Origin of the sequence: Nocardioides sp. CPCC 206348 (assembly GCF_048654705.1) — a bacterium.
In the GTDB taxonomy this organism is placed as follows: domain Bacteria; phylum Actinomycetota; class Actinomycetes; order Propionibacteriales; family Nocardioidaceae; genus Nocardioides.
In genome coordinates this window covers 66,582-89,347 of record NZ_JBMCZA010000165.1, presented here as the reverse complement: position 1 = coordinate 89,347, position 22,766 = coordinate 66,582, and the positions used below count along the sequence as shown (strand labels likewise).

The following is a 22,766-nucleotide window of genomic DNA, read 5'->3' as shown; positions in this document are numbered from 1 at the left end:
CTGGAGGGCTATGCCGAGTCCGCGCACTGCCACCTCGGCGACTACATGGAGTACGCCGGCCTGCGCCAGCAGATCTCCGAGCTGGAGAAGCAGTCCAGCAAGGTACGACGACACGACCGCCGCAACGAGGCGGCTGCCTCCCTCGAGCAGCTCGTCCCCGGCGACGTGATCGTGGTGCCCGTCGGCAAGTTCGCCGGGCCCGCTGTGATCGTGGAGCCCGGACTGTCCGAGCAGGGTCACCGCCCGCTGGTCATCACCGCCGAGCGCCAGGGCCGCCGGCTCGCGATGATCGACTTCCCGGTGCCCGTCGAACCGGTCGCGAAGATCCGGCTGCCCAAGCGGGTCGACACGCGCAACCCCCAGCAGCGCAAGGACATCGCGCAAGCGGTCCGCGCCGCGGTGCGAGCACTGCCCGCGTCCGTGACGCGCCCCCGGCCGGAGCGCGGCCCGGTCGACGAAGGTGTCGCGCGCCAGATCGCCGAGATCCGCGAGCAGATCCGCTCCCACCCGTGTCACGGGTGCGACGACCGCGAGGACCACGCCCGCTGGGCCGAGCGCCACGCCAAGCTCGGCAAGGACGCGCAGATGCTGTCCGAACGCATCGAGCGGCGCACCAACACGGTCGCCCGGACGTTCGACCGCGTGTGCGAGGTCCTGACGGCCCTCGGCTACCTCGAGGAGGACGCCGTCACCGAGCGCGGCCGCGCCCTGATGCGGATCTACTCCGACCTCGACCTCGTCGCCGCCGAGTCCCTCCGCCTGGGCCTGTGGGACGGCCTCACGCCCCAGCAGCTGGGGGCGGTGCTCTCCTCGCTCGTCTACGAGGCCCGTCGTCCCGAGGACGGTCCGGGCAACGTGCCCGGCGGCGCCATCTCGGAGGCCATCGATGCGATGACCCGACTGTGGTCCGACCTCGAGCAGCTCGAGCGCACCCATCGCCTGGACTTCCTGCGCAGGCCCGACCCGGGCTTCGCCTGGACCGCGTACCGCTGGGCCGGCGGCCAGGACCTCGACGAGGTGATCACCCGCAACGACCAGACGGCGGGCGACTTCGTGCGCCAGATGAAGCAGCTGATCGACTTCGCGGGCCAGATCGCCAACGCCGCGGCCGGGACACCGGTGCGGGACACCGCCCGCGACCTGGTGAAGCTGCTGCGCCGCGGCATCGTCGCCGGCGGCTGAGCAGGCCCGACCGGCAGCTCAGTCGACCGGGGCCCCGGGCAGCGTCAGGGACTGCTCGACGGCGCGCAACCGGGCTGCGTAGGCCTGACCTCGCGGCGACAACGCCACGACGGCTCGCCGCCCGTCCTCCGGGTCGGCCCGGCGCACCACCAGGCCGCGCTCCACGAGGCGGTCCATGTGCCGGGTGAGACTGGCTGCGGGTACGACAGCCGCGACGGCGACCTCGCTCATCCCCAGACCCGGCTCGTCGTCGATGACCGCGATGATCCGCCAGTGCTCGAGCGTCAGGCCGTGCTCGTCGAGAAGCGGCTGGAGGGCATCACGAACCGTCGCCTCGACCTGGCGCACCTGGACCGCGATGCTCGAGGAGACCCGGTGGTGCGTGATGACCCGGCCCACGGCGGTCTCCTTCGCGCTGGCGGTGCCTTGAGACAGATTCGTGACAATCGCGTTAACGACGCCGCTACGCCGCGGAGTCGGCTCTATCGTAGGCATTGCCACAGCAATTCCGGTTGCACCACGTGCCCGCAACGTCGCCGGCCGAGGCAGCCCACGTCCCGCACGGAGGGCCCGTGCCCGACCTGCCCCGCGACCCGAGCAGCGACGTCCTGTCGGTCGCCTTCGTCGTACCCCTCCAGGGAACGACGGGCATCTACGGACCCTCCTGCCTGGCCTGCGGCGAGCTCGCGGTCGAGCAGCTCAACGCGCGTCGCGGGATTGCGGGGCGGCAGGTCGAGCTCGTCGTCGTCGACGGTGGCCGCGAACCCGCTCTCGTGGCGGACGAGGTCGGTCGCCTGGTCGACGGCGGGCGCGTCCAGGCGGTGGCTGGCTGGCACATCTCGGCAGTGCGCCAGGCGATCACGGCGCGCGTCGGTGGCCGGGTGGTCTACGCGTTCGCCGCGATGCACGAGGGCGGCGACGCCACACCGGGCGTGTTCATGATCGGCGAGCGTCCGATCAACCAGCTGCTGCCGGCCGCGCACTGGATGCGCGAGGAGCTCGGGGTGGGGCGCTGGGCGATCGTGGGCAACGACTACGTGTTCCCTCGCGTCACCGGCACCACCGCGCGGATCGCGCTCGAGGACACCCCGTCGGAGATCGTCAGCGAGACCTACGTGCCGCTCGGGACCAGCGACTTCAGCACCGTGCTGTCGGACCTGGCCCGGCAGCCGATCGACGGCGTGATCATGCTCCTGATGGGCCAGGACGCGGTGCACTTCAACCGCCAGTTCGCCCGGTCCGGCCTGTCGGTGGACCTGCCGCGGCTGAGCCCGGCGGTCGAGGAGAACACCCTGCTGGCCGGCGGTGCCGGCGCCAACCACGGGCTGTACGCAGCAGCGGCGTACTTCGACGGCCTCGGTACCGCGGAGAGCACCGAGCTGGCGCGCGCCTACTACGCCCGCTGGGGACGCTGGGCGCCGGCGCTGAACGCGGTGGGGGAGTCCTGCTACGAGGCCCTGTACTTCCTCGCCCGCGTCGGCGAGGTGTGCGGCTCGCTCGACGTCCGGGCCCTGTCGAGCCTGGAGTCGGGTCACTTCTACGCCAGTCCGCGCGGCCTGATGCGCCTCGACGGCAACCTGCTCGACCAGGACGTCTACCTCGCGGCGGCCGACGGCCTCGGCTTCCGCATCGAGCAGCAGATCGCGCGCGCCCACTAGGACCTCGCTCCCTGGCAGCGCACCGCCGTGTGCCACGCCTCCGGGAGGCCGGCCTCGTGGGCGTGGACGCCCAGGCGCCGCCACAGGGTGCCGCCCTGGTCGAGGTCGAACCGGTCCCCGGCAGGTCCCGCCACCGGCGTGGAGCCACCGACCGCCAGCACCGAGGAGACCACCCGGTGGCCGCCCAGCAGCGCCGGCGTCGTGGTGGCGTCGAGGGGCAGGTCCTCGACCAGCAGCGGAGTGCGGTCGCGCGTGACCTCGGTCCGCTGCCTGATGGTGCCCGGCGCCTCGCCGTACCGCCCGAGGACCAGCGACTCCCGCAGGAGCAGCGTGGCGCCGGCGGCGAGGCGTGCGACGGTCCGTCGTTGCACGTCCGCCCCGGCCGAGACCACGAACGGCTCGCCCGCCCAGGTCAGCGCCGCACCCGGGCCCAGCGTGATGAGCACCGAACAGGACGCCGTACCACCGCGCATGTCGAAGGCGACCGTCCCGCCGGGCTCGATCAGGTCCAGGCGAGCGCCCGCGTCGACCGTCACGTCGATCTCGATGGCGTCGCCGGCCAGCAGCAGCGCCCCCTCGGGCACCAGGGAGACCCGGGCGCCGTTCCGGTCGTGGTCGACGACCATCGGCCGGATCGATGCGGCGGTCGGGTCGGACACGGTCACCGCGCTGCGCACCCGGCAGCGCGCCTCACCCTCGCCGCGACTCACGCGGATGCGAGTTCGCGCCGATCGCTCAGTGCTCGTGAGCATGCCCGTGCGCAGGTGCGTGGGAGTGCCCGTGGGAGTGAGCCGCCATCGGGCCCGGGTCGATCGGCACCAGCGCGCCGGACAGGTGGTGCGCGCGCACACCGTCGAGCCACGCCACGAGCGCATCGATGCTGGTCCGGTCGGTGCGGGACAACCCGATGACGGGACGTTCGTGGCGGGCCGCGGTCGCATCGGCCAGCATCTGCACCACGTCGACCCCGACGTACGGCGCCAGGTCGGTCTTGTTGACGACGAGCAGGTCGGCGCGTTCGATGCCCGGTCCGCCCTTGCGCGCCACGTCGCCCCCACCGGCGACGTCGAGCACGAAGATCTGGACGTCGACCAGCGCCGGGGAGAAGGTCGCGGTGAGGTTGTCGCCACCGGACTCGATCAGCACCACGTCCAGCCCCGGGTAGTCGAACTCGAGGTCCTCGACCATCATCAGGTTCGCGCTGATGTCGTCCCTGATCGCCGTGTGCGGGCACGCGCCGGTCTCCACGGCGCGGATCCGGTCGGCTGCCAGCACACCGGCCGACCGCAGGAAGCGGGCGTCCTCGTCGGTGTAGATGTCGTTCGTGACCACCCCGAGCTCGAGGCGCTCGGCCAGCTCCCGGCACAGGAGTGCGATCAGCGAGCTCTTCCCGGTGCCCACCGGACCGCAGACGCCGAGCCGCAATGGCCGGGCCGGATGGGGGAGAGCGGCGAGTTCAGGCACGGAACAACCTCCTTGAGGAACCGGCATGGGCCTGTGCCCACGCCTCGATCTGGGGTGAAGCAACAGCGGGGACCTGGTCCGGCGTGCGGACGTCGACAACGGCATCGACCACGTCGTCGACACCGGCCAGCGCGTCGTGCACCCAACCGGTCACCACCACCGGGTCGAGCGGCACGAGCTTCAGCGCGGCTGCACAGACGGTCTGCACGTCGTCGTACGCGACCAGGCGCGCGAGCGACGCCGCTCCGATGTCGAGATGGGCCGCCAGCGAGCCCAGCACGGTCGACCGTCCCGGTCGCGGGACGCTCCCGACGGAGGGACTCGACTCCGGCCAGACCCGCGCCGCCAGGCGCAGCAGCGCCTGACCCTGCAGCCGGGCCGCGTCACGAAGGGCCGGGGAGACTGTCCGGGCAGCCCACGCTGCGTCGACGTCCGCCAGGGCCGCGCCGGTCAGCACAGCGTGTCGTGCTGCCACCGCGGTGCCCGCCTCGACCCGGGTCACGCCGAGCAACCGACTCCGCAGGTAGCCGGGTACGTCGGCCGGGTCCAGGCCGTGGGCCAGGGCGCCTTCGAGCGTGCCCGACTGCGTGTGTCCCGCCACCGGCAGGCGCGCGTCGGCCAGCAGCAGCATCAGGAGCTCGGGGTGCGGCATCGGCGGCTCAGAACATCGAGTAGAGCTGCGCCAGCGGCAGCTCCTCGGCCGGGGCCGGCACGACACGTTCACCGTCCACGTCGATGGCGAAGGTCTCCGGGTCGATGTCGATCCGTGGGAGCGCGGAGTTGTTGACCATCGACGCCTTGGTCACCTCCCGGGTCGGTTGTACGGCGGCCAGCCGGCGTCGCAGCCCCAGCCGGTCCGCCAACCCGTCGGTCAGCGCGGCCGGAGCCACGAAGCTGACTCCGTAGGCGCTGCCGTCGTCCACGAGGGTCGGCCGCATCAGGACCGGCTGGGGCGTCGGGATCGACGCGTTCGGATCGCCGAGCGCGCCCCACACGAGCGCTCCCGACTTCATCACCACGTCAGGCCTGATCCCGAAGAAGCGCGGGTCCCACAGCACGAGGTCCGCCAGCTTTCCGGCCTCGACCGATCCCACCTCGTGGTCGATGCCGTGGGCGATCGCGGGATTGATCGTGTACTTCGCGACGTACCGCTTGGCCCGGAGGTTGTCCGCCGCCCCGCCACCGAGATCGGCGTGACTGCCGAACTGGCGCTTCATCACGTGCGCGACCTGCCAGGTCCGGCAGATGACCTCGCCGATGCGCCCCATGGCCTGCGCATCGGAGGAGGTGATCGACAGGGCACCGATGTCGTGCAGCAGGTCCTCGGCAGCGATGGTGGTGGCCCGGATCCGCGACTCCGCGAAGGCCAGGTCCTCCGGCACCTGCGGGTTCAGGTGGTGGCAGACCATCAGCATGTCGAGGTGCTCGGCGACCGTGTTGACCGTGTGCGGGAGCGTCGGGTTCGTCGACCCCGGGATGATGTGGGCAAGCGAGGCCACCGTGAGGATGTCCGGCGCGTGGCCGCCCCCAGCGCCCTCGGCATGGAACGCGTGGATGCCGCGACCGGCGATCGCGCCGACGGTCGACTCGACGTACCCCGCCTCGTTGAGGCTGTCGGAGTGCAGCGCCACCTGGAGGCCGAACTCGTCGGCGGCCCGGAGCGAGGCGTCGATGGCCGCGGGGGTCGAACCCCAGTCCTCGTGGACCTTGTAGCCGGCCGCACCTCCCAGCGCCTGCTCGGCGAGCCCGGCGGCGCTCACCGTGTTGCCCTTGCCGTAGAGCAGGACGTTGATCGGGACCGTGTCGAGCGCGCGGTGCACGGCGGCGAGGTGCCAGGCGCCGGGCGTGACCGTGGTGGCCTTGGAGCCCTCCGACGGTCCGGTGCCGCCTCCCGCGACCGTGGTGATCCCGGTGGCGAGCGCCTCGACGAGCTGGGAACGCGACAGCAGGTGGACGTGGACGTCGATGGCGCCCGCGGTCAGGATCCGGCCCTCGCCGGCGATGACGTCGGTCCCGGGCCCGATCACGAGGTCCGGGTGCACGCCGTCGGCGATGTCCGGATTCCCGGAGCGCCCCAGCGCGACGATGCGTCCGGCCCGGATCCCGACGTCGGCCTTCACGATGCCCCAGTGGTCGAGGACCAGCGCATTGGTGATGACGGTGTCCAGGGCGCCCTCGGCGGACGTGCGAAGGGACTGCGCCATCGATTCGCGGATCGACTTGCCACCGCCGAAGACGGCCTCCTCGCCACCGACCACGTAGTCCTTTTCGACCTCGATCCACAGGTCGGTGTCGCCGAGGCGGACCTGGTCACCGACGGTCGGCCCGTACAGGGCTGCGTACGACGCCCGGCTGATCTCAACCATCGACGGACCCGCCCTCCGACTTGATCTGGATGCCCGGCACGCGCCGGAGGCCGCCCAGCGCCACGATCCCGACCTCCTGCGAAGCACCGGGCTCGAAGCGCCGCGATGTCCCGGACGGGATGTCGAGCCGGGACCCGAGCGCGGCAGCGCGGTCGAACGACAGCGCGGGGTTCACGTCGGGGAGGTGCACGTGGGAACCGATCTGGATCGGGCGGTCACCGGTGTTGGTGAAGACCAGGACCGCTCGCTGCGCCGGGGTCCGGTCACCGTTGAGGACCACTGTCCCGGCGCCGGTCCGGGTCGCGCCCGGGCCTTCCGTCACGATGCCCACAGCAGTCTCCTCACGCGATCGGGTGGTGCAGGGTGACGAGCTTGCGCCCGTCCGGGAAGGTGGCTTCGACCTGGACGTCGCGGATCATGTCCGCGACCCCGGCCATCACCTGGTCACGCGCGAGCACGTCACGCCCGCGCTCCATCAGGTCGGCGACCCGGGCCCCGGCCCGGGCTTCCTCGATGACCCAGCACGAGAGCAGGGCCACCGACTCGGGGTAGTTGAGACGGACGCCGCGGGACAGTCGGTCACGCGCGACCATCCCGGCGACGCTGAGCAGGAGCTTCTCCGTGTCGGCCGGAGTCAGGTGCATGCCTCAGACCGCCATCGCTGCTCGGACGGCTTCCAGGGCGCCCGCTCCGCCGACGCCGCTGGACGTGATCCGTCCCGATTCGAGGACGTAGTAGGAGTCCGTGCTCCGCAGGGCGAAGCCGACGTGCTGCTCGACCAGCAGCACCGACAGGTCGCCCCGCTGCGTCAGGTCTGCGATGACGGCCTCGATCTCGGCGACGACATTGGGCTGGATGCCCTCGGTCGGTTCGTCGAGGATCAGCAGCCGGGGCTTCGTGAGCAGCGTCCGGGCGATGGCCAGCTGCTGGCGTTGTCCACCGGACAGCAGGCCGGCCCGCCGGGGGAGCAGGTCCACCAGGGCGGGGAACGTGCCCAGGACGCCGTCGATCGCGGCCCGGTCGGTGCTGACCAGCTGCAGGTTCTCCAGCGTCGTCATCTGCGGGAAGCAGAGCTGTCCCTGGGGCACGTAGCCCACCCCTCGTCGTACACGCTTGTTCGGCCGCAGGCGCGTCACGTCCTCGCCGTCCAGCAGGACCTGGCCGCTCATCACGGGCAACAGCCCCACCGCGACCCGGAGCAGGGTCGTCTTCCCGGCGCCGTTGTGGCCCATGATGGCCACCGCACCACCCTCGGGGACCTCGATCGACACGTTCTCCAGCACCCGGGTCCGGCCGTAGCCGGCCGTCACGTCACGCAGCTCAAGCACGGTTGACCTCCGCTTCGACGGTGCGGCCGAGGTAGACCTCCTGGACCCGGGCGTTGGCCTGGATCTCGGCGACGCTGCCCTCGGCGAGGACCTTGCCGGCGTGCATCACCGTGACGAGCTGGGCGTAGTTCCGGACGAAGTCCATGTCGTGCTCGATGACGACGATGGTGCGTTCGGTCCCGATCCGGCGGAGCAGCTCGCCCGTCGCGTCCCGCTCCTCGGCACTCATGCCCGCGACCGGCTCGTCGAGCAGCATCACCCGGGCGTCCTGGACGAGCAGCATGCCGATCTCGAGCCACTGCTTCTGACCGTGCGCGAGGACTCCTGCCGGCTTGTCCCGGAGCGCGGTCAGGCCGATCGTCTCGAGAGCCTCCTCGACGTACGACGGCGTGCCGCGACGCGCGCGCAGCATCCCCCAGGCCGAGCGGTGGACGCCGCCGGCGATGTCGAGGTTCTGCAGCACCGACAACCCCTCGAACACCGAAGCCGTCTGGAAGGTGCGCCCGATGCCCGCACGCACGATCCGGTGCGACTTCATCCGCAGCAGGTCCTGGTGGCGGTACCGCGCGAGCCCGGTCGCGGAGACCAGGCCGGTGACCGCATCGACCAGCGTGGTCTTGCCGGCACCGTTCGGACCGATCAGGAAGTGGAGCTGGCCCTGCAGGAGGGTCAGGTCCACCCCGTCGATCGCCTTGAAGCCGTCGAAGTCGACCGTGAGGCCGCGGATCTCCAGATAGTCGTCGTTCATGACGCCACCTCGCTCTTTCGGAACCGGGCGGTGACCTGCGACCACGCGTTGCCGAGGCCCGCGGGGAAGCACAGGATCACGATGATGAACAGCAGGCCGAGGAAGTAGGTCCACTGGTCGGGGAAGGACTCCGACAGCGTCGTCTGGCCGAATCCCACGGCGATCGCGCCGAGCGCGGGGCCCAGCAGCAGCGCCCGCCCGCCGAGGGCCACACCGGCGATGAGGAAGATCGAGGCCGTGGCATCGACGTCCGACGGCGAGATGATGCCGGTGATCGGCGTGAACAGCGCCCCGCCGATGCTCGCCATCACGGCCGCCACCACGAAGGCGGCGAGCTTGATGTTGGCCGGGTCGTGGCCCAGGAAGCGCACCCGCTCCTCGGCATCGCGGGTCGCGACCAGGAGCTCACCGAACCGGCTGCGGTACAGCTGCCACACGATGAGCAGGCACACGACGAGCACGCCAGCGGCGATCGAGTAGATCATCTTCTTGTTCACCGGGTCGTACAGGTTGTAGCCGAAGAACAGCGTGAACTGGTTGAGGCCGTTGAACCCGCCGGTCTGCTGGATGGTGGCGATCAGCAGCGTCGCGAACGCGACGGCCAGCGCCTGGGTCAGGATCGCGAAGTAGGCCCCCTTCACCCTGCGCTTGAAGATCGCGAACCCGAGTATCGCGGCCACCACGGCGGGCACGACCACGATCGCGAAGAGCGTGAACGGGCCGCTGCGGAAGGGCTCCCACCAGCCCGGCATCGTCCCGTCGCCGTACAACACCATGAAGTCCGGTACGGCGTCCGGCCCCCCGGTCGCCATGGCCGCCTCGAGCTTCAGGTGCATCGCCATGGCGTACCCGCCGAGGCCGAAGAAGACGCCCTGGCCCATCACGAGCATGCCTCCGCGACCCCACGCCAGCCCGATGCCGACGCCGGCGATGGCCCAGCAGACGTACTTGCCGAGGTTGTTCAGCCGGAACGGGCTGAGCACGGCCGGCGCGATGACGAGGAGGGCGACGGCGACCAGCACGATGGCGATGAGCGGACCCCACGTCCGCCCCCACTTCTGCAGCGTGCCCTTCATGCCAGCCCCCTCGTGCGCACGGTGAACAGCCCCTGGGGCTTGAGCTGGAGGAAGATGACGACCAGCGCGAACGTGACCACCTGCGCCATGCTCGAGCTGAACCAGTCGGTGAAGAACGCGGTCACGATGCCCACCGCAAAGGCCGCGATCACGGTGCCCTTGAGCTGTCCCAGCCCACCGGCGACGACCACGAGGAACGCCGAGATGATGTACGTCGTCCCGAGGTTCGGGTTCGTCCCGGAGATCAGCGAGACGGCGACGCCGCCGACGCCCGCGAGGCCCGAGCCGACGAAGAACGTGACCCGGTCGGTGGTGCGGGTCGAGACCCCCATCGTCTCGGCGAGATCGCGGTTCTGCACGGTCGCCCGGATCTGCCGGCCGTAGGCGGTGTACTTCAGCAGCAGGCCGAGTCCGCCGAGGGCGGCGACGGCGAGCAGGATCGTGAACATCTGCCGGTACGGCCAGTGGTACCCGAACACATTGATGAAGCCGTCGAGCCATCCCGGTGTCTGCACGGGGTCGCCCTGCGCACCGAAGACGTCCTTGGCCAGCTGCTGGAGCAGCAGGCTCACGCCGACCGTGACCAGCAGCGTGTCGAGGGGGCGTCGGTACATCCACGAGATGATCGCGACCTCGAGCAACAGCCCGAGGGTGCCGGCAACGAGGAACGCCGCCGGCAGCGCGACCAGGATCGAGATGTCGGTGTTGGTCACGACCTGCTGCGTGAGGAAGGTCGTGTAGGCGCCGGCCATGAGGAACTCGCCGTGGGCCATGTTGATCACGCCCATCTGGCCGAACGTGAGGGCCAGGCCGAGGGCGGCGATGAGGAGCAGCGCGCCGGTGGCGGTGCCGGCGAGCAGGGGAGTGGTGAACGCGTCCAAGACGGAGGTCTCCTGGCTGGGGGGAGAGCCCCGGGGCGCCGTACCGCGTGGGTACGACACCCCGGGTGGTGAAGGATGAACTGGTCGGGGTGGACCGACTCAGTTCAGTTCTTGCTCGGGTCCCACCAGGCGTAGCCCTTGAGGAACGGGTCAGGCTCGATCGGCTTCTCGGAGTCCCACACGACGTCGAACTGGTTGTCGGCGTTGATCTGGCCGATCAGTCCTGTCTTGGCGATGTGGTGGTTCTCGCCGTCGATCACGACCGTGCCTTCCGGTGCGTCGAAGGACACCCCGTCCGCGGAGTCGTTGATCTTGTCGACGTCGAACGACTTGGCCTTCTCGACCAGGTTCTTGTAGAGGTACAGCGAGGTGTACGCCGCCTCCATCGGGTCGGAGGTCGGACGATCCTTGCCGTACTTGTCCTGGAACGCCTTGATGAAGGCGGCATTGGCGGGGCTGTCCACGGACTGGAAGTAGTTCCACGCGGCGTACTGACCGGTGACGTCCTTGCCCATCGCCGGTGCCTCCTCCTCGGCGATCGAGACGGAGATGATCGGCGTCTTCTCCGCCGTCAGGCCCTGCTCGTAGTACGCCTTGATGAAGCCGACGTTCGAGGAGCCGTTGATCGTGTTGAACACGAAGTCCGGCTTGGCCGCAACGATCTTGGCCACCTGGGTGGTCCAGTCGTCGTCATCGAGCGGGACGTACTCCTCGCCGACGATCTCGATCCCGAGCTCGGCGGCGTACTGCTTGATGATCTTGTTGGCGGTCCGGGGGAACACGTAGTCCGAGCCCGCCAGGAACAACGTCTTGACGCCCTTGGTCTTGAGGAAGTCCATGGCCGGGATGATCTGCTGGTTGGTCGTGGCGCCGGTGTAGTAGATGTTCTTCGACGCCTCGAGGCCCTCGTACTGGACGGGGTAGAACAGCAGGCCGTTGTTGGCCTCGACCACCGGGAGCATCGCCTTGCGCGATGCCGAGGTCCAGCCACCGAAGACGGCAGCGACACAGTCGCCGGTCAGCAGCTTCTCGATCTTCTCGGCGAAGATCGCGGGATCGCTCGCGCCGTCCTCCTCGACGAACTTGATCTGCTTGCCGAGGATGCCGCCGTCGGCATTGATCTCCTCCGCGGCCATCGAGAGCGAGTCGCGAACGGTCTGCTCGCTGATCGCCATCGCGCCGGAGGTGGAGTTGAGGAACCCGAGTTCGATGGTGTCACCGGAGGTGTCGACGCAGCTCTCGACTGCGCTCTTCTCTCCGGACTTGGTGCCACCACAGGCGCTCAGGCTGAGCGCTGCGGTGAGCGCGAGGACGGTGCCTGTCGCAAGGCGGGTGCGGGAATGCAACACGTGGGTGAACCCTCTCGGTCATCGGCCTGCAGTCTCGGGCTGCAGGCTCGGAGCCAGGGGGCACGGCGTCGGGCCCCGGTGACGATGAACCTAGGAAGGGCTGATTTCCAACTACTACCAAATGGAATGAAATCGGTGTTACGAAGCGGTCCCGGAAAGAACAGTTGTGAGTCGGGCGACCGGCGAGGCCAGTGACCACCGCTCCGCGAGCTCCGCCAGCCTGTCGGGATCGACAGGCGTACGAGGCAGGGCAAGGGCGTCGCCGCGGGGGAGGTCGATGTCGCGAGCGACCGCGACCACCTTCGGGGCCACGTCGAGATACGACGCCGCCTCCCGGATCTTCAGCCGCGGACCGGGGCCCAGGTCGCTGCCCGGGTCCTCGACCGCCGCGCGGACGCCGGCGACGTCGCCGTACTTCTGGAGCAGGGAGGCGGCTGTCTTGTCGCCGACACCCTTCACCCCGGGCAGGCCGTCGGAGGCGTCGCCGCGCAGCGTGGCGAAGTCGGCGTACTGGTCGGCGCGGACGCCGTACTTCTCGAGGACCCAGGCCTCGTCGACGCGCTCGTGCCGTCCGACGCCCTTGCCGATGTACAGGATCCGGACGCCGGCGGCATCGTCGACCAGCTGGAAGAGGTCACGGTCGCCGGTCACCGCGTCGACGGGCATGCCCGCGCCGGTGGCCAGCGTGCCGATCACGTCGTCGGCCTCGTAGCCCGCAGCACCGATGACCGCGATGCCGAACGCCGCGAGCACCTCGCGGATGACCGGGACCTGCAGCTCGAGCGGGTCGGGCACCTCCTCGACGTCGGGGGCGCCCGCGACCTCGGTGACGACGCGGTGCGCCTTGTAGGTCGGGATCAGGTCGACACGCCACTGCGGGCGCCAGTCGTCGTCCCAGCAGCAGACGAGATGGGTGGGCTCGTACTGCTCCACGAGGCTCGAGATGTAACCCAGCAGGCCGCGCACGGCATTCACGTTCGTACCGTCGGGAGCCAGGATCTCGGGCGACCCGAAGTAGGCGCGGAAGTACATGCTGGCGGTGTCGAGAAGCATCAGTCGCTCGGTCATCGCGGCCCAGCCTAGGGCCCCGGGACGAGATGTGAACGGGTCCGGGGCCGGCCTGCCCTAGTCTGACCCTGTGAGCCAGAGCATCAACCCAGCGGTCGAGGTCATCGATCGGCAGATCCTGGAGCTCCTGGCCAAGGACGGGCGGATGTCCTACACCGATCTCGGGCGAACGACGGGCCTCTCCACCTCGGCCGTGCACCAGCGCGTCAAGCGCCTCGAACAGCGCGGTCTCATCCTCGGCTACGGAGCGACGGTCAACTACGCCGAGATCGGACTCCCGCTGACGGCGTTCATCGCCATCCGCCCGATCGACCCTTCCCAGCCCGACGACTGCCCCGAGCGCCTGGTGGGGATGCCGGAGATCGAGTCCTGCTGGTCGGTCGCCGGCGAGGAGTCCTACATCCTCAAGGTGCGCACCACCTCGCCCGCCCAGATGGAGGGCCTGCTGGGCCGGATCCGCACGGTTGCGAACGTTTCGACACACACCACGATCGTGCTCTCGACCTACTACGAGAACCGCCCGGTTTCCGGCTGAGCCTCGCCGCCGTACGGCACCGTCGGCGTGCCGTCCGCGACACGCCGGACACTCCGATGTTTTTTGTAGATTTTTCCGGGCTGTTGATCCCGCGCTGACCTGCGAGAACACGTATCAGTGCAGGTCAGCGGGCGGTTGACAGGCACGGCGTGGCTGACCAGAGTACGGATTCGTTCGCTCGTGCAGGTCGTGGCAGGCGGACCGACGTCCGAGTGGCCGGTCGTCGGGGGAGTAGCACCAACTCCACCCGACATTGGTTCGCGGAGGTCGGTTCGCTCCTCGAGAGCGAACCGGAAGGGTCCGGGTCTCCCTAGACAACGTCGCGTGCGCCGACCGCCAGTCGGAAGTCGCGATGGCCCGAAGGACTCCCGGCCCCTTCCGCGCCTGATGTGCCCGAGCGTGTCTTCGGCGACGCTGCGGGCGAGCAAGCTCGCCGGAGTACGCCTCCCGCCACACTGCCGGGCGTGCCTGATGTGCCCGAGCGAGTCTTCGGCGGCGCCTCCCGCCACGCTGCCGGGCGTGTGTGCCGACTAGGCTCGCGGCGTGCTGCAGCGCTCCTTCTTCGCGGTGTTCGGCGGGGTCCTGCTGGCCGCGTCGTTCGAACCGCTCGCGCTTGCCTGGCTGCTGCCCTTCGCCGTGGGTGGCTTCGCGCTCGTGATGCGCGATCTCACCGTGCGCCGTTCCGGCGTCCTGGGCGTGCTGTTCGGCGCGGGCTTCATGTTCACCCACCTCGCATGGATGCGCACGTCGGTCGGGCCGGACGCATGGGTGGTGCTCTCGGCCTTCGAGGCACTCTTCTACGGCCTGCTCGGCCTCGCCGTCCCCGTCCTGCGCCGCCTTCCGGCCGCGCCGGTGTGGCTGGCCGCAGCGTGGACGACGATGGAGACCTTCCGCGGCGGCTGGCCGTTCAGCGGCCTGCCCTGGGGCCGGTTGGCGTTCGCTGCAGTCGACACCCCGGCAGCGCCGGCAGTGGCCTACGTCGGGATGACCGGGCTGACCTTCCTGCTGGCCCTCACCGGCTTCCTGCTGGCCCATCTCGTCGAGTCCGGGGCAGGGGAGCGGGGGACGCGTGGCGCGGCCGTGGTGGGCGTCCTCGCCCTTCTGGTCACCCCTGCCGTCCTGTCGTACGACGTCCGGCAGACCGGCACCACGACGGTGGCTGTGGTGCAGGGCAATGTCCCCGGCCCGGGCAACGACATCCTCTTCGATCCCCGCGGCGTCACGCAGAACCACGTGGACGCGACCCTGCAGCTGGCTGCCGACGTCGCTGCCGGCACCCGGCCGGCGCCCGACTTCGTGCTGTGGCCCGAGAACTCCACTGCGGTGGACCCGTTCCTCGACGCCCCGGTCAACCGGGGGATCCATGACGCCGTGACGGCCATCGGGGTGCCGGTCATCGTCGGCGGCATCGTCGACGACGGCGAGGAGCACATCCTCAACCAGGGCATCGTGTGGGACCCGGTCAGCGGCCCGGGCGACCGGTACACCAAGCAGCACCCGGTCCCGTACGGCGAGTACATCCCGTTCCGCCGCTACTGGGACCCACAGTTCGGGCAGCTCGCCCTGATCTCGCGCGACATGAAGAGCGGCACCCGGCAGACCCCGCTCCGCGTCGCCGGCGTCGACCTGGCCGACGCGATCTGCTTCGACGTCGCGTACGACGACGTGATGCCCGCCCAGGTTCGCGACGGCGCCGAGCTGCTGACGGTCCAGACGAGCAACGCGAGCTTCATCTTCACCAACCAGATCGAGCAGCAGTTCGCGATCACCCGGTTGCGGGCGATCGAGGCGGGACGCTGGCTCGCTGTTGCGTCGACGAACGGGCGCAGCGGCGTGATCGCTCCCGACGGCGCGGTCGTCGCCTCCGCCGAACCGCGCACCACGACGGTCCTCGTCGAGGAGGTCGGCCTGAGCACCGATCTGACCCCCGCGATGCGCTGGGGAGCGTGGCCGTCCCGGCTGTTCACCGTGATGACCCTTGTTGCTCTCGTGTGTGGCGTCTTCGCGTACCGTCGTAGGCAAGAGTCGGCCGGGTTCACGGAGGAGGAAACCGTTGCCTGATCACATCCCAGACCTGGGCCGCACCGTCATGGTCGTTCCGACGTTCAACGAGGCAGAGAACATCGCCTGGATCGTCGGCCGGCTCCGTCTCGCCCAGCCGGCTCTCGACGTCCTCGTCGTCGACGACGGATCCCCCGACGGCACCGGTCGCATCGCCGACGAGATGTCGGCTGAGGACCCGCAGGTCCACGTCCTGCACCGCACCGCCAAGGGCGGCCTCGGGGCGGCGTACCTCGCCGGCTTCGACTGGGCCATCACCCAGGGGTACGACGTCATCGGCGAGATGGACGCCGATGGCTCCCACCAGCCCGAGCAGCTGCACCGCCTGCTGAACGGCCTGGCCGACGCTGACCTGGTCATCGGCTCGCGGTGGATTCCCGGCGGGTCGGTCGTCAACTGGCCCTGGCAGCGCGAGGCGCTGTCGCGCGGCGGGAACCTCTACGTCCGGCTCCTGCTCGGCATCTCGGTCCGTGACGCGACGGCCGGCTACCGCCTGTTCCGGCGCACCACCCTGGAGAAGATCCGCCTCCAGGAGGTCAAGTCGACCGGCTACGTCTTCCAGACCGACATGGTCACCCGCACCCTGCGCGGCGGGATGACCGTGCGCGAGGTCCCGATCGAGTTCGTCGAGCGAGTCCGTGGCGAGTCGAAGATGAGCGGCCAGGTCGCCATCGAGTCGCTCAAGCGGATCACCGCCTGGGGCCTGCGCGAGCGCTGGCACAAGATGAGGGCGCGGCTACGTCGATGAGGTGTGCATGAAGTCGTCCATGGGATCGGCATGGTGAGGCGGGGCGGCCGCCGGGCAGCGCTGTTGCTGTTCCTGGCGTTCGTCGTGATGCCCATCCTGGAGATCTTCGTGCTCATCCAGGTCGGCCAGGCGATCGGCCCGTGGTGGACGATCCTGTTGCTGGTGCTCGACAGCATCATCGGTGCCTGGCTGATCAAGCGGGAGGGCCGGCGGGCCTGGCAGGCGCTCCAGGCGCGCCTCCAGACCGGTCAGATGCCCGCCCGCGAGCTCGCGGACGGCGTGCTGGTGGTCCTGGGCGGCGCGTTCATGCTGAGCCCGGGATTCGTCACCGACATCCTCGGCATCCTGCTGATCCTGCCGATCACCCGCCCGCTGTTCCGCGGGTTGCTGACGTCGTACGCCGTCAACCGGATCACGATACGAACAAGCCCCGGAACACCGTCGCGAGGCGACGTGGTCCGGGGCGAGGTCGTTGATCCCGAGGAGTAGGGGTCAGGCCGTCACGACTTCGTGGCGGCCTTCCGCTTGCGGGCGTTGGCCCGGTGCAGGTGCGCCGGACCGATCTCGCCGCCGCGCAGCAGCTCCAGGCGCTCGGTGAGGATCTCTTCGAGCTCCTTCTCCGACCGCCGCTCCAGCAGCATGTCCCAGTGGGTGCGCTGGGGCTTCTCGACCTTCACCTCGCGTTCGATGCCCGAGGTGCTCTCGCCCTCGGCGCCACAGCGTGGGCACTCCCACACCGCGGGCACGTCGGCCTCGATCGACATGGTGATCTCGAACTCGTGTCCCTGGGTGCAGCGATAGCCCACCTGCTGGCGAGCCGCGAACTCGATTCCGCGCTCGTCCTCGAACGACTGGCCCCCCAGTCGGGCGCCCCGCAATGTCCGCTCAGCCATGAGAACTCCACCTCCCGTGTTTCGTCTCTGATCTGTCAACGCTACCCGCCGGTAAAAGGTTCCAACCTTCGCGAACCGGGCGGGTGTCCGCCGTCACGTCAGATCACGGGCGGTGGGGTGTTGCCAGCCTCTCGGATGCCCCGCTCCGTGTCCACCCGAAGGAGCAGCAGCGCCCCGATCACGAAGAACGCGATGAGCGCGAAGATGGCCGGCCGATAGGAACCGGAGAACTGGTAGACGAGCCCGAAGGCGAGGGTTCCGAACCAGGATGTGCCCCGGTCCATCGCGTGGTAGAGGCTGAAGTACTCCGCTTCCTTGCCCTTGGGGATGAACAGGGAGAAGTAGGACCGGGCCAGGGCCTGGGTGCCACCGAGGACGATCCCGATCGCGACGGCCAGCAGCAGGAAGGGCCACAGCGTCTTGTCCGGGATGAAGATCGCAGCCGTGACGATGGCCATCCAGATGCACAGGCCGCCCAGGATGACCTTCTTGGCGCCGTGGCTGCGTGCCAGCCGGCCGAACCCGACCGCGCCGAAGACGGCCACGAACTGGACGAGCAGGTAGGTGCCGAGCACGGTTCCGGTCGCGAAGCCGAGCTCCTTCTCGCCGAAGATCGCCGCCGACCCGATGACGGTCTGGATGCCGTCGTTGAAGAACAGGTAGGCGACCAGGAAGGTCAGCGCGACGGGGTAGTTGCGCAGGTCCTTCAGTGTCGCGAGCAGCTGGCCGAACGAGCGCGCGACGATGCCGCCCTCGACGTGTTCGACGGCGGCAGGCGGGTGGTGCTTGATGCCGCGCCACGGGATCACCGTCCACGCGGCCCACCAGATGGCTCCGGACAGCATGCAGAGCCGGACTGCGGTCGCCGTGCTCAGCCCCAGGGAGTCGTGGAAGGTCACCACCCCGAAGTTCACCGCGAGGAGCAGCCCGCCGCCGGCGTACCCGTAGGCCCAGCCGATCGAGGAGACCCGGTCCCGTTCCCACTCCTCCGAGATGATCGGGAGGATCGCGTCATTGATGACGGTCGACGCACCGAAGGCCAGGTTGGCCACGATGAACACGATGCTGCCGAACAGCCAGTTGTCGTCGACCAGGAAGAACAGCAGGCCGGCCGCAGCCGCACCCGTCCACGCGAAGCCCGCGAGCATCGTGGGCTTGCGGGCGGTGCGGTCGGCGAGGGCGCCGATCAACGGGTAGAGCAGCGCTCCGAGCACGGTGGACAGGGTGATGACGTACGACGGCAGCGACCCCGGCGAGATCGACAACCCGAGCAGCTCGAGGCTCTGGCGGCACTTGTGGTCGTCCTCGCTGACGAAGCCACACGCGGCCTTCTCCGCGATCGAGATCAGGTACGGCGCGAACAGCACTCCCGCGATCGTGGTCGCGAAGGCCGAGTTCGCCCAGTCGTAGAAGAACCAGGCGCGTTGCTCCTTCGCCCGGTGCAGTGGCGCGAGATCGGCGATGCCCGCAAGCCCGTCGGTCGGCTTCATGTGGTTGTCCCTCCCCGGACGTTCAGTCGGGCACGGACAGCCATTGGCCGCGCCCCTGCAGGACATCCTTGAGCACGTCGGTGCGGTCCGTGAAGAGGCCGTCGACTCCACGGTCGAGGAGCTCGACCATCTCGGCTCGGTCGTCGATGGTCCACACGTGCACCTGATGGCCCGCGGCGTGGGCCCGGCGCACGAATCCCGGGGTGACCACCGTCAGCCGCCCTCGCCGGTGCGGGACCTGGAAGGCAGCGAAGGCTCCGCCGGCCAGGAGGCGCGCGATCCGGGCGCTGGGGGAGAGGCGGAAGGCGACGATCTGCCACGGGTGGGCGGCCGTCGGCACCCGGCCGTCGGTCAATGCGCGGAACCGGGTGATCCGGCGGCGGGAGAACGATCCGACCAGGACCCGGTCCCACAGGCCACGCTCCCGGACCAGCGCGGCCAACGGCGCCACCGCGTCCTCCGACTTGATGTCGATGTTGAACCGGGCCGTCGGGAAGGCGTCGAGGAGGTCTACCAGGGTCGGCACCTCCTCGCGGGCCCCGATCCGGGCCTTGCGGACCTCGGCGAGCGTGAGCTCGCAGACCGCGCCCTTCTGGTCGGTGACCCGGTCCAGGACGTCGTCGTGGAAGGCGAGCAGCACGCCGTCCGCGGTCAGGTGGACGTCGGTCTCGAGGTAGGCGTAGCCAAGGGCAGCGGCGTGCCGGAAGGCCGCCATCGTGTTCTCGAGGCCCTCGATCTCGGGGTGGTAGGCCCCGCCGCGGTGCGCGAAGGCCAGCACCTTGCCGGGCTGGAGGTACATCGCCGGCCGCCGGTCAGATGTCCCGGAACGTTTCGATGTCGGCACCGAGCGAGCTCAGTCGCTCGGCAAGGTCCTCATAGCCACGGTGGATGACATAGGTGCCGCGCAGGACCGACGTGCCCTTGCTGGCGAGCATGGCCAGCAGTACGACGACCGCGGGCCGCAGCGCCGGCGGGCAGATCAGCTCGGCGCCGGTCCACGAGGTCGGACCCTCGATCTGGACGCGGTGCGGGTCCAGGAGGGTCACCCGGCCACCGAGCTTGTTGAGCTCGGTGAGGTAGATCGCGCGGTTGTCGTAGACCCAGTCGTGCAGGTAGGTCTGGCCCTCGGCCACGGCACCGATCACCGCGAAGAACGGCAGGTTGTCGATGTTCAGGCCCGGGAACGGCATCGGGTGGATCTTGTCGCGGGGAGCGACCAGGTCCGAGGGGTGCGTGGTGATGTCCACCAGCCGGGTGCGGCCGTTCGCCGCGAGGTACTCCTCGGTCAGCGTGTAGCGGAACCCCATCTCCTCGAGCACGGCCAGCTCGATCTCCAGGAACTCGATCGGCGCGCGCTCGATGGTGATCTCCGAGCGGGTCACGATCGCGGCGGCGAGCAGCGACATGGCCTCGATCGGGTCCTCGCTGGGGGAGTAGTCGACGTCGACGTCGATGGACTCGCAACCCGTCACGGTCAGGGTCGTCGTACCGATGCCGTCGACCTGGACACCGAGGGCCTGCAGGAAGAAGCAGAGGTCCTGGACCATGTAGTTCGAGGACGCGTTGCGGATGACCGTGGTGCCGGGGTGGAGCGCCGCGGCCATGAGGGCGTTCTCGGTGACGGTGTCGCCCCGCTCGGTGAGCACGATCGGGCGGGTCGGGACGATCGCGCGGTTGAGCTGTGCGTGGTACCAGCCGTCGGTCGCCTTGACCTCGAGGCCGAAGGGACGCAGCGCCGACATGTGCGGCTCGACCGTGCGGGTGCCGAGGTTGCAACCACCGGCGTAGGGCAGGTCGAAGTCCTCCGAGCGGTGCATCAGCGGGCCGAGGAACATGATCACCGAACGGGTCCGGCGGGCGGCCTCCTCGTCGATCTTGGTGAGGTCCAGCTCCTTGGGCGGAATGATCTCGAGGTCGTTCTCCGCGTTGATCCAGCGGGTCTGCACGCCGAGGCTGTCGAGCACCTCGAGCAGGCGGTTCACCTCCTCGATCCGGGCGACCTTGCGCAGGGTGGTCCGACCGCGGTTGAGGAGCGAGGCGCACAGCAGCGCGACACCGGCGTTCTTGGAGGTCTTCACGTCGATGCTGCCGACCAGCGTCGTCGGTCCCTTGACCCGCAGGTGCGTGGGCCCGGCGCCCACCGCGACGATCTCGGAATCGACCGCGCTGCCGATCCGCGCCAGCATCTCCAGGGACAGGTTCTGATGGCCCTTCTCGATGCGGTTGATCGCGCTCTGGCTGGTCCCGAGCCGATCGGCGAGCTGGGCCTGGGTCAGGCCGCGGTGCTTGCGCGCGTCACGGATCAGGTTGCCGATGCGACCCTTGTAGTCGTCGCCGGAGTCCTCGGAAGTCATGCCAACGACGGTAACTCATATATGAGATAACCGGTACCCGCGACGCACCGTCACATCCGTCGGGTTCGGCCGGCGTGGCAGGATCACGCCATGCGCGCGACGACGATTCACGGTGCCGGGGACATTCGGGTCGAAGAAGTTCCGGACCCCGTGATCAAGAAGCCCACCGACGCCATCATCAAGGTCACGGCCGGCTGCATCTGCGGCTCGGACCTGTGGCCGTACCGCGGCGAGAACCCCATCCGTCCGGGGTCCACGATCGGCCACGAGTGCATCGGGATCGTCGAGGAGGTCGGCAGCGAGGTCGCTTCCTTCAAGGCGGGGGACTTCGTCGTCGTCCCGTTCTGCCACTGCGACAACACCTGCGCCCACTGCCTCGCCGGCGCCCAGTCCGCCTGCGTGAACCTCGGCATGACCTCCAGCGGCCAGGCGGAGTACGCCCGCGTGGTCCAGGCCGACGGCAGCCTGGTCTCCACCAACGGTGTTCCGGACGCCGACCTGGTCGCCTCGATCCTCGCCCTCAGCGACGTGATGCCGACCGGGTGGCACGCCGCCGTCGCCGCAGGCGTCAAGGCCGGCGACACGGTCGTCGTCGTCGGTGACGGTGCGGTCGGCCTGTGCGGTGTGCTCGCGGCATCCGTGCTCGGTGCGGAGAAGATCATCGCGATGTCACGCCACGAACCGCGGCAGGCCATCGCCCGCGCCTTCGGCGCCACCCACGTCGTCGCGGCGCGCGGCAAGGAGGGCGTCGCCGAGGTCATGGAGATCTCCGGCGGCATCGGCGTCGACGCCGCCCTCGAGTGCGTCGGCACCAACGACGCGATGACCACCGCCATCAACGTCACCCGCCCCGGCGGCGGCGTCGGCTTCGTCGGCGTCCCGCACGGCGTCGACCTGCCCGTGGGCACCCTGTTCGCCAAGAACGTCGGCCTGCGCGGGGGCATCGCGCCGGTCCGCCAGTACCTCCCGCACCTGCTGGACCTCGTGGTCGAGCGCAAGATCGACCCGGGCCAGGTGTTCGACCTGACGCTGCCCCTCGACCAGTCGCCCGACGGCTACCGCGCCATGGACGAGCGCCGCGCGGTGAAGGTGCTGCTCCAGCCCTGAGCGTCAGTGGCGCTGCTGGGCCTTTCGCCCGGACTTGCCGGCGAAGAACACCACGCCGAAGAGCACGGCGATGAACGCGATGACTGCAAGGACGGACGCGAGAAGGATCACCAGTGCCAGGCCGCTCATGGGCACAGCGTGGCATGACCTGGATCACAAATCACGGATGTCCTGTCCGTGGAACGGACCGGTCAGGGTTTCTCGACCACCAGTTGCCACATGCCGCCCATCCGCAGGAACGGCTCGCGGTCGCACAGCGCCACCTCGAGCCGGAGGAGCTCGGCGAAGTACTCCGCATCCTGCTTCGGGCGGTCGTCCGCCAGGAAGTCGTTCGCGATCCGGGCGCCGTAGCGGTGCACGAGGGTGAGGCCTGCGGTGGCCAGGTCCCCGACCATTTCGTGTGCCGCGATCTTGCGGGCCGTCTGGTCGAAGGTGTGCGACGACATCGTGTCGGCTTC

At 69.7% G+C, this 22,766-nt stretch carries 25 protein-coding genes and 1 pseudogene; 7 read left to right on the top strand and 19 right to left on the bottom strand.

Annotation, left to right across the window (positions count from 1 at the left end; translation table 11 throughout):
* Nucleotides 1–1,182: pseudogene (locus ACOADB_RS13045) on the top strand (RNA helicase); the annotation flags it as partial.
* A gap of 18 nt (nucleotides 1,183–1,200) precedes the next feature.
* On the opposite strand, the gene ACOADB_RS13040 reads toward ACOADB_RS13045, so the two are convergent.
* A complete protein-coding gene (locus ACOADB_RS13040) occupies nucleotides 1,201–1,581 on the bottom strand; it encodes a MarR family winged helix-turn-helix transcriptional regulator (RefSeq protein WP_378599132.1) in 381 nt (126 codons plus the stop codon).
* A gap of 173 nt (nucleotides 1,582–1,754) precedes the next feature.
* Between ACOADB_RS13040 and ACOADB_RS13035 the strand changes: the two genes are divergently transcribed.
* Nucleotides 1,755–2,840 (top strand): substrate-binding domain-containing protein, encoded by a 1,086-nt coding sequence (locus tag ACOADB_RS13035; RefSeq protein WP_378599129.1) that lies wholly within the window; start codon nucleotides 1,755–1,757, stop codon nucleotides 2,838–2,840.
* On the opposite strand, the gene ACOADB_RS13030 is transcribed toward ACOADB_RS13035, so the two are convergent.
* From ACOADB_RS13030 to ACOADB_RS12975, 12 genes are all read right to left on the bottom strand, one after another.
* On the bottom strand, nucleotides 2,837–3,550 hold the full coding sequence (locus ACOADB_RS13030) for an urease accessory protein UreD (protein WP_378599126.1): 714 nt from the start codon (nucleotides 3,548–3,550) through the stop codon (nucleotides 2,837–2,839). The genes ACOADB_RS13035 and ACOADB_RS13030 overlap by 4 nt on opposite strands.
* Before the next feature lie 25 nt (nucleotides 3,551–3,575).
* Nucleotides 3,576–4,304, bottom strand: a complete 729-nt coding sequence (ureG, locus tag ACOADB_RS13025) for an urease accessory protein UreG (protein WP_378599123.1) — start codon at nucleotides 4,302–4,304, stop codon at nucleotides 3,576–3,578.
* On the bottom strand, nucleotides 4,297–4,956 hold the full coding sequence (locus ACOADB_RS13020) for an urease accessory protein UreF (protein ID WP_378599120.1): 660 nt from the start codon (nucleotides 4,954–4,956) through the stop codon (nucleotides 4,297–4,299). The genes ureG and ACOADB_RS13020 overlap by 8 nt, the downstream gene beginning before the upstream one ends.
* 7 nt (nucleotides 4,957–4,963) lie before the next feature.
* Nucleotides 4,964–6,670, bottom strand: coding sequence for an urease subunit alpha (locus ACOADB_RS13015; RefSeq protein ID WP_378599117.1), 1,707 nt, complete (start codon nucleotides 6,668–6,670; stop codon nucleotides 4,964–4,966).
* Complete coding sequence (gene ureB, locus ACOADB_RS13010; protein WP_378599140.1) at nucleotides 6,663–6,995, bottom strand: urease subunit beta; 333 nt, start codon at nucleotides 6,993–6,995, stop codon at nucleotides 6,663–6,665. Before ureB ends, ACOADB_RS13015 begins: the two co-directional genes overlap by 8 nt.
* Before the next feature lie 16 nt (nucleotides 6,996–7,011).
* A complete protein-coding gene (locus ACOADB_RS13005) occupies nucleotides 7,012–7,314 on the bottom strand; it encodes an urease subunit gamma (RefSeq protein WP_378599114.1) in 303 nt (100 codons plus the stop codon).
* 3 nt (nucleotides 7,315–7,317) lie between these two features.
* Entirely contained in the window at nucleotides 7,318–7,998 is a 681-nt protein-coding gene (locus ACOADB_RS13000; RefSeq protein ID WP_378599111.1) for an ATP-binding cassette domain-containing protein, read from the bottom strand.
* A complete protein-coding gene (urtD, locus tag ACOADB_RS12995) occupies nucleotides 7,991–8,746 on the bottom strand; it encodes an urea ABC transporter ATP-binding protein UrtD (protein WP_378599108.1) in 756 nt (251 codons plus the stop codon). The genes ACOADB_RS13000 and urtD overlap by 8 nt, the downstream gene beginning before the upstream one ends.
* Nucleotides 8,743–9,822: an urea ABC transporter permease subunit UrtC gene (gene urtC, locus ACOADB_RS12990; protein WP_378599105.1), complete on the bottom strand. Its 1,080-nt coding sequence runs from the start codon at nucleotides 9,820–9,822 to the stop codon at nucleotides 8,743–8,745. The genes urtD and urtC overlap by 4 nt, the downstream gene beginning before the upstream one ends.
* Nucleotides 9,819–10,703, bottom strand: coding sequence for an urea ABC transporter permease subunit UrtB (gene urtB / locus ACOADB_RS12985; protein WP_378599102.1), 885 nt, complete (start codon nucleotides 10,701–10,703; stop codon nucleotides 9,819–9,821). Before urtB ends, urtC begins: the two co-directional genes overlap by 4 nt.
* A gap of 104 nt (nucleotides 10,704–10,807) precedes the next feature.
* Nucleotides 10,808–12,052, bottom strand: coding sequence for an urea ABC transporter substrate-binding protein (urtA, locus tag ACOADB_RS12980; protein ID WP_378599099.1), 1,245 nt, complete (start codon nucleotides 12,050–12,052; stop codon nucleotides 10,808–10,810).
* Nucleotides 12,053–12,190: 138 nt separating this feature from the next.
* On the bottom strand, nucleotides 12,191–13,120 hold the full coding sequence (locus tag ACOADB_RS12975) for a 5'-3' exonuclease (RefSeq protein ID WP_378599096.1): 930 nt from the start codon (nucleotides 13,118–13,120) through the stop codon (nucleotides 12,191–12,193).
* Between the two features lie 70 nt (nucleotides 13,121–13,190).
* Between ACOADB_RS12975 and ACOADB_RS12970 the strand changes: the two genes are divergently transcribed.
* The 4 genes from ACOADB_RS12970 (at nucleotide 13,191) to ACOADB_RS12955 (ending at nucleotide 16,953) form a co-directional block, all read left to right on the top strand.
* Nucleotides 13,191–13,655 (top strand): Lrp/AsnC family transcriptional regulator, encoded by a 465-nt coding sequence (locus tag ACOADB_RS12970; RefSeq protein WP_082574222.1) that lies wholly within the window; start codon nucleotides 13,191–13,193, stop codon nucleotides 13,653–13,655.
* 543 nt (nucleotides 13,656–14,198) lie between these two features.
* Nucleotides 14,199–15,716 (top strand): apolipoprotein N-acyltransferase, encoded by a 1,518-nt coding sequence (gene lnt, locus ACOADB_RS12965; protein WP_378599091.1) that lies wholly within the window; start codon nucleotides 14,199–14,201, stop codon nucleotides 15,714–15,716.
* Nucleotides 15,709–16,464 carry a polyprenol monophosphomannose synthase gene (locus ACOADB_RS12960; protein ID WP_378599089.1) on the top strand — a complete coding sequence of 252 codons (756 nt, stop codon included), beginning with the start codon at nucleotides 15,709–15,711 and terminating at the stop codon, nucleotides 16,462–16,464. Before lnt ends, ACOADB_RS12960 begins: the two co-directional genes overlap by 8 nt.
* 30 nt (nucleotides 16,465–16,494) lie before the next feature.
* Nucleotides 16,495–16,953 carry an FxsA family protein gene (locus ACOADB_RS12955; protein ID WP_378599086.1) on the top strand — a complete coding sequence of 153 codons (459 nt, stop codon included), beginning with the start codon at nucleotides 16,495–16,497 and terminating at the stop codon, nucleotides 16,951–16,953.
* 11 nt (nucleotides 16,954–16,964) lie between these two features.
* Here ACOADB_RS12955 and ACOADB_RS12950 read toward each other — a convergent pair whose 3' ends face one another.
* The 4 genes from ACOADB_RS12950 to ACOADB_RS12935 all read right to left on the bottom strand — a co-directional run bounded on the left by ACOADB_RS12950 (nucleotide 16,965) and on the right by ACOADB_RS12935 (nucleotide 21,201).
* Nucleotides 16,965–17,357: an RNA polymerase-binding protein RbpA gene (locus ACOADB_RS12950; RefSeq protein WP_378599083.1), complete on the bottom strand. Its 393-nt coding sequence runs from the start codon at nucleotides 17,355–17,357 to the stop codon at nucleotides 16,965–16,967.
* A 98-nt stretch (nucleotides 17,358–17,455) separates the two neighbouring features.
* Nucleotides 17,456–18,847 carry an MFS transporter gene (locus ACOADB_RS12945; protein ID WP_378599080.1) on the bottom strand — a complete coding sequence of 464 codons (1,392 nt, stop codon included), beginning with the start codon at nucleotides 18,845–18,847 and terminating at the stop codon, nucleotides 17,456–17,458.
* Nucleotides 18,848–18,869: 22 nt separating this feature from the next.
* The gene (locus ACOADB_RS12940; RefSeq protein ID WP_378599077.1) at nucleotides 18,870–19,646 is read right to left on the bottom strand and encodes a glycerophosphodiester phosphodiesterase; all 777 of its coding nucleotides are present in this window, start codon (nucleotides 19,644–19,646) and stop codon (nucleotides 18,870–18,872) included.
* A 13-nt stretch (nucleotides 19,647–19,659) separates the two neighbouring features.
* Complete coding sequence (locus tag ACOADB_RS12935) at nucleotides 19,660–21,201, bottom strand: UDP-N-acetylglucosamine 1-carboxyvinyltransferase (RefSeq protein WP_378599074.1); 1,542 nt, start codon at nucleotides 21,199–21,201, stop codon at nucleotides 19,660–19,662.
* A gap of 90 nt (nucleotides 21,202–21,291) precedes the next feature.
* Here ACOADB_RS12935 and ACOADB_RS12930 point away from each other — a divergent pair, with 90 nt between their 5' ends.
* Nucleotides 21,292–22,308: a zinc-binding dehydrogenase gene (locus ACOADB_RS12930; RefSeq protein WP_378599071.1), complete on the top strand. Its 1,017-nt coding sequence runs from the start codon at nucleotides 21,292–21,294 to the stop codon at nucleotides 22,306–22,308.
* A gap of 3 nt (nucleotides 22,309–22,311) precedes the next feature.
* Here the strand turns inward: ACOADB_RS12930 and ACOADB_RS12925 are convergent, their stop codons facing one another.
* Together ACOADB_RS12925 and ACOADB_RS12920 are read right to left on the bottom strand one after the other, a co-directional pair.
* Nucleotides 22,312–22,437 carry a hypothetical protein gene (locus tag ACOADB_RS12925; RefSeq protein ID WP_378599068.1) on the bottom strand — a complete coding sequence of 42 codons (126 nt, stop codon included), beginning with the start codon at nucleotides 22,435–22,437 and terminating at the stop codon, nucleotides 22,312–22,314.
* Nucleotides 22,438–22,499: 62 nt separating this feature from the next.
* A partial coding sequence (locus ACOADB_RS12920) for a hypothetical protein (protein WP_378599065.1) occupies nucleotides 22,500–22,766 on the bottom strand: 267 nt, incomplete at its 5' end.

Coding starts and splice junctions, on each gene's coding strand:
- ACOADB_RS12940 (WP_378599077.1), bottom strand. CDS start 19,646: ATGTACCTCCAGCCCGGCAAGGTGCTGGCCTTCGCGCACCGCGGCGGG.
- ACOADB_RS13005 (WP_378599114.1), bottom strand. CDS start 7,314: ATGCACCTGACTCCGGCCGACACGGAGAAGCTCCTGCTCAGCGTCGCC.
- ACOADB_RS12950 (WP_378599083.1), bottom strand. CDS start 17,357: ATGGCTGAGCGGACATTGCGGGGCGCCCGACTGGGGGGCCAGTCGTTC.
- ACOADB_RS13015 (WP_378599117.1), bottom strand. CDS start 6,670: ATGGTTGAGATCAGCCGGGCGTCGTACGCAGCCCTGTACGGGCCGACC.
- urtC (WP_378599105.1), bottom strand. CDS start 9,822: ATGAAGGGCACGCTGCAGAAGTGGGGGCGGACGTGGGGTCCGCTCATC.
- ACOADB_RS12945 (WP_378599080.1), bottom strand. CDS start 18,847: ATGAAGCCGACCGACGGGCTTGCGGGCATCGCCGATCTCGCGCCACTG.
- ACOADB_RS12925 (WP_378599068.1), bottom strand. CDS start 22,437: ATGAGCGGCCTGGCACTGGTGATCCTTCTCGCGTCCGTCCTTGCAGTC.
- ACOADB_RS12930 (WP_378599071.1), top strand. CDS start 21,292: ATGCGCGCGACGACGATTCACGGTGCCGGGGACATTCGGGTCGAAGAA.
- ACOADB_RS12955 (WP_378599086.1), top strand. CDS start 16,495: ATGGTGAGGCGGGGCGGCCGCCGGGCAGCGCTGTTGCTGTTCCTGGCG.
- urtD (WP_378599108.1), bottom strand. CDS start 8,746: ATGAACGACGACTATCTGGAGATCCGCGGCCTCACGGTCGACTTCGAC.
- ACOADB_RS12975 (WP_378599096.1), bottom strand. CDS start 13,120: ATGACCGAGCGACTGATGCTTCTCGACACCGCCAGCATGTACTTCCGC.
- ACOADB_RS12935 (WP_378599074.1), bottom strand. CDS start 21,201: ATGACTTCCGAGGACTCCGGCGACGACTACAAGGGTCGCATCGGCAAC.
- ACOADB_RS13020 (WP_378599120.1), bottom strand. CDS start 4,956: ATGCCGCACCCCGAGCTCCTGATGCTGCTGCTGGCCGACGCGCGCCTG.